The following is a 4,381-nucleotide window of genomic DNA, read 5'->3' as shown; positions in this document are numbered from 1 at the left end:
TCTCTTTTTTGGCTAATGATGTCTATTTTGATTCTCACTTTACTTTTTTCTCTCCGTAATTTCCCTTTGTGACAGTTAGGGGTGCGGAAAGTAGGTTACAATATCTCCAATTTCAATTTTGTAAACTGACAAAGAATTTCCTTTGTCTTCATTAATGTAAATTGGGTTGTCTAAATTAAGAACACCATTTTTGATGTTTCTAACGACTAAATGAACAAATTCAGTCGGCTCGTTATTTTCAGAATAGTCTAACTTAGTTATTGGTTTACCTGTTTCAAAATTAGAAACATAATTTTTTAGAAAACGACTTGTTTTTCCAACCGATTTATTAAAAACTATATAGTCAGCATCACATCTTAGATACTGGTCTGTTCTCAATTCAGAAAGTTTTACTTTAAAACCTGTTACTCCCATATCACTTCCTTCCTAATGTTGTCTAATATGATTAGTAAGTTGGTTGTGCGAAGCACAATATCATCACTTTTATAGCGAGAAAGCACACCATTTTTGAAATGATTGATAAGCTCGATATCTGTTCTTTCTACATACTCAGCCTTTAAAGCGTCATTTTCATAATACTTCTTTAAAATTTCAATCACCTGTGATTTTTCAGCTTCTACCTGTTCAATTTTTGAAGTCAGTGCTTCAATATCGCTATTGAGTTTTTCCACTTTCTTTTTCAGTGCTTCGGTTTCTTTATTTTCAATTTTCTGATTTGTAGCTTCCAATTCTTTTTTCAGTTCGTCTAACTGCTCTTTCAAAATCTTGATGTCCTTATCGTAGGTTTCAATAATTTCCTTTGTTTTGAGCGTATTAGGTGCATACTCCAAATCATAAAGGTCGTTTGGCATTGGGTTTTCGCCCCGTTTGGTTCGTTTGTAGCCCACATTTTCGGCTTCTGCCATAAAAATATCAAAATCCATTTCTTTTGCTACTTCGCCAAATACCCACCAAGCATTGTAAAAGCCAAATACATTGGTTTCCTTTTCAAACTTTGATAGACTGTCTATTTCTTCACTGTATTTGGCAAGTAACTCTTTCGGATCTAATGCTTCATCTTCGGGGGTTATGTAGTCCTTCAAAAAGCGTTTGATATTGGTTTTGATGTTTTCCAAATCTTCTTTGTTGATGACCTCAACAGCTTTCTTGTCTTCATTCTCCAAAAGTTTATTCAGGTCGGTAGTGAGTTCCTTTACCCAAGCATACTTTTTACTTAGTTTGGCTTCATTTACAAAATAGTCATAATAGCGAACTATACGGGTTTTTAGCTTTGCCCATTCTTTGCCGTACTTGTCCCAAAGCTCGTTCCATTGCTCTACCTGCTTTTTAGTTTTCTTTTGAGCAAACAGAAGGCTTGTTTTGGTTGAAGTATATGGCTCAAAAGTTAACTGCGGAAGACTTACAATAGCTTTTATATTGAAGTATTTGAAAAGAAACAGTCGAATATATTTGTTCTCGGTGGTATCAAACACATTTTCGGGAAGCACAACACCCAATCTGCCCCCTTCTTTAAGTAGTTGGTAATATCTTTCAATGAATAAGTTTTCAGAGTTCTTTTTATCTCCGAAAACAAAAGCGTGTTTTACTTCTCTTTGGGTTTGTCTATCTAAATCAACGCTAAAAGGTGGGTTGCTTATGGCAACATCAAATTTTGCGTTGACTTCTTTATCGTTGTAAAGCGGTTCTGCATTAGCTGTTTCTAAATAGTTAGGTGAAGTCTCTTTTACATAAAACCGGAAAGGCAATAAGCCATCTTTTACAAAAATATTTGTTGATCCGTCACCATGTAAAATCATATTGACTTTTGAAGAAGTACCTAAATCAAAGTTAATTTCAGTACCATATAGATAGTATCTTGCCCATCTATTTTCTTTGCTTTTTTCATCTATTTTTCCAAACAGTTCGTCCAAGCGTTCTTGTGTTTGCCTGCTTGTTTTGATTAGATGTCTTTGTTTGTATTTTACTTCTTTGGTAATGAGTTTCATTGCTTCTACCAAATATGTTCCACTGCCTGCCGACGGGTCAATGATGAGCGGTAATTCTCTGTCATTATTCAGCCGTTCAATGGCCAACTTATCCAATTGCAAAGCATAAAGCAAAAAGTTTACGATTGGGGTAGGGGTAAAAAACTGCCCTTTATTTTGCTTAAAACCGTCTCTGGTAATGCTTTCAAAAAAGTCCCCAAGTATATCTTTGCCATCCAATGAACTACGACCTTCCAAAAACGAAAAGCTCTCTAATGACTGAACGGTGTAAATGAGTTTGTTTATTGGAAACTTGTTTCGGTTGATTACATTATCATCATCAATTTTTTGCTGTTCCGAAACATTGAGTTGTTCTTTTAATGCTCGTTTATAAAGCTGGTTTATTCGATCATAAACCTTTTCTGCTCCTTCAATATGGTTTCCGTATTGGTAAATCTGAAAATCATATTCTTTACCGTCTTCCTTCTCGTATTCATCCTGAATTTTGGCAAGAATGATGTTTACAAGCGAATAGAAAATTTCACTGTCGTTTGTTCCACCGCCACCCCAAAGTACATTGTGTAGGTTTCTTCCCAAACCTTCAATTTCTTCACGATTGATTTTGGTTCTTAAATCATGCTTTTCGTGCCCTTTGATTAAGGGCTGTTTCTTTGGCTCTCCGTAACCTGCGGTAATTTCCATTCCAATGGAAATAAAGCCGTCATTTTCCCAATCTGCGTAGTTGTGGTATTTCTCAAAGTCAATGACAATTGCTTTGTCTAAAATGCCTTCATCTTGCAAGTCGGCAGTATAGTAAACCAAATATTTTACTTTGGTTTTGTAGTTTTTTTCTTCGGCTTGGGCTAATGAAAATAGTTGTCCGTCAATATCTTTTTTGTCTTTTTCAAACTTGTTTGGTGCTTTAGCTTCAATGAAAAAGAAGGGATTTCCTTTATCATCTTTTACAATGATGTCAATTCGGGGGCTTAGTGTGCTGTGTCCTCCCTTTACTGAATATTCTTTTTCAATTTCAATGTTTTCAACTTTATAGTCAAGTTCATTAACCAAACGGTCTATAAGAAATGCTCTTACAATTTCTTCGTCACCCGTTAGTGATTTTAAAACTCTGTTTCGCTTTATTTTATCGGAATACTGAACAGTCATTTTTTCAATGTTGATTTTGGCAACACTATTTTTTTGCTTTATCAATTTCTGTTCAGTTAACTCTTTCCAATTCTTCATTTACGTCTCTTTGCTAAAATTGATTTTTCCGTTGCATTCCTACGGCCTAATTTGGACTGATGCCTAATAAGCCTTGAGGTAAATAACTGAGATCGGGCTAGTCAACAGAATGTTTGGACTAGCGATCGCACTTTTGAACCAGAAGATGCAGAGCGATCGCAGATACAATCATAAGTAAAAGGCAAGCTGGTAGAAAATGACTGAAATTATCACCTTTTAACTAACTAACAGCAAAGTCTGTATATTTACGCACAGATGGCAACTGAAAACCTAAAACAATATCCTCTTTTGGGACACCTAATTCGACCAATTCATTCGCAATCCCTACCTCTGTTCCATCTTGCTGAATCCAGATTTTCTCGTCAATAATATCTAGATGCAGAACAGGCCCATATATACGGTCTTGCTCGTGCCAACCTACATAAACTAATTGATAATGATCGTGTTCTGTATCATAAATTGTCTGTGCTTGAATGCGATTATCCCAAACAATACTAGCGTGTTGTTGAAGTAAATTCTTAATATATTGTCGATATTCGTCTAGCTTTGCCATTGGTCTATTACCTCCTGTTCAATATTGTAAATTACTAAACAGAGTTGATTAATTTGAATAACAGATTGGATAAATGGAAGTAGAAAAAACTCATTGTAAACAGTACTAGGAACGGCTAAATATAAAGTGCGATTTGCTTCTTTTTTTTTGTAAAGCAATTCGATAAATAATAAATTGTCCTAATGCAGCATAAAGTTCTGTAATTTTTGAAGGACTCAAAAAACTTTTAATTTCAACAGCTATTTTTTGCCCTTATTTTTCGGCTGCAATAACTTTTTCTGCTCCTAAATCAATATATAGCTCAAGGGTTCCCGCCTGGAGGGTATAAGGATCATGAGTGATTAACCACCCTTCTTTCTCAAGTGCTGTCTTGACAACTGTATGAAAAGCATCTTTAGCAGACACGGGTTTAATTCCAATTTATGGTGGTGCTTGATTTAAGAATTTCCATTTTGTTTATACATTGACAACCTAGCGAAACTTTTTTTAACTAAATTTAATATAGTTCTGTTTCTTCTCGCCTGTCTACTTACCCCTCTTCTGTCACTTTCCGAGTATTCTGAATAAAAGGATTAAAAGAAAAAACTCTGGAAGGTAAGCAGGGCAATGGATGTAGAATTAC

Annotated in this window: 3 protein-coding genes and 1 pseudogene; all 4 read right to left on the bottom strand. The window is 35.1% G+C overall.

Going from position 1 to position 4,381, the window contains the following annotated elements:
* Positions 1-75 precede the first annotated feature (75 nt).
* Positions 76-414: a hypothetical protein gene (locus V7K53_RS21880; RefSeq protein WP_335199654.1), complete on the bottom strand. Its 339-nt coding sequence runs from the start codon at positions 412-414 to the stop codon at positions 76-78.
* Positions 405-3,206, bottom strand: coding sequence for an N-6 DNA methylase (locus V7K53_RS21875; protein WP_335199653.1), 2,802 nt, complete (start codon positions 3,204-3,206; stop codon positions 405-407). Before V7K53_RS21875 ends, V7K53_RS21880 begins: the two co-directional genes overlap by 10 nt.
* A 220-nt stretch (positions 3,207-3,426) precedes the next feature.
* Positions 3,427-3,759 (bottom strand): XisI protein, encoded by a 333-nt coding sequence (locus V7K53_RS21870; protein ID WP_193948533.1) that lies wholly within the window; start codon positions 3,757-3,759, stop codon positions 3,427-3,429.
* Positions 3,747-4,164: pseudogene (locus V7K53_RS21865) on the bottom strand (element excision factor XisH family protein). Before V7K53_RS21865 ends, V7K53_RS21870 begins: the two are co-directional and overlap by 13 nt.
* Positions 4,165-4,381: the final 217 nt, after the last annotated feature.

It is taken from the genome of Nostoc sp., assembly GCF_036917355.1.
Classification (GTDB): Bacteria; Cyanobacteriota; Cyanobacteriia; order Cyanobacteriales; family Nostocaceae; genus Nostoc.
Note: the sequence above shows the minus strand (reverse complement) of the source record. Positions and strands in the feature narration are given on the sequence as shown.

Excerpts from the sequence above, each read along its gene's own strand:
- V7K53_RS21870 (WP_193948533.1), bottom strand. The coding sequence starts at position 3,759 with ATGGCAAAGCTAGACGAATATCGACAATATATTAAGAATTTACTTCAA.
- V7K53_RS21880 (WP_335199654.1), bottom strand. The coding sequence starts at position 414 with ATGGGAGTAACAGGTTTTAAAGTAAAACTTTCTGAATTGAGAACAGAC.
- V7K53_RS21875 (WP_335199653.1), bottom strand. The coding sequence starts at position 3,206 with ATGAAGAATTGGAAAGAGTTAACTGAACAGAAATTGATAAAGCAAAAA.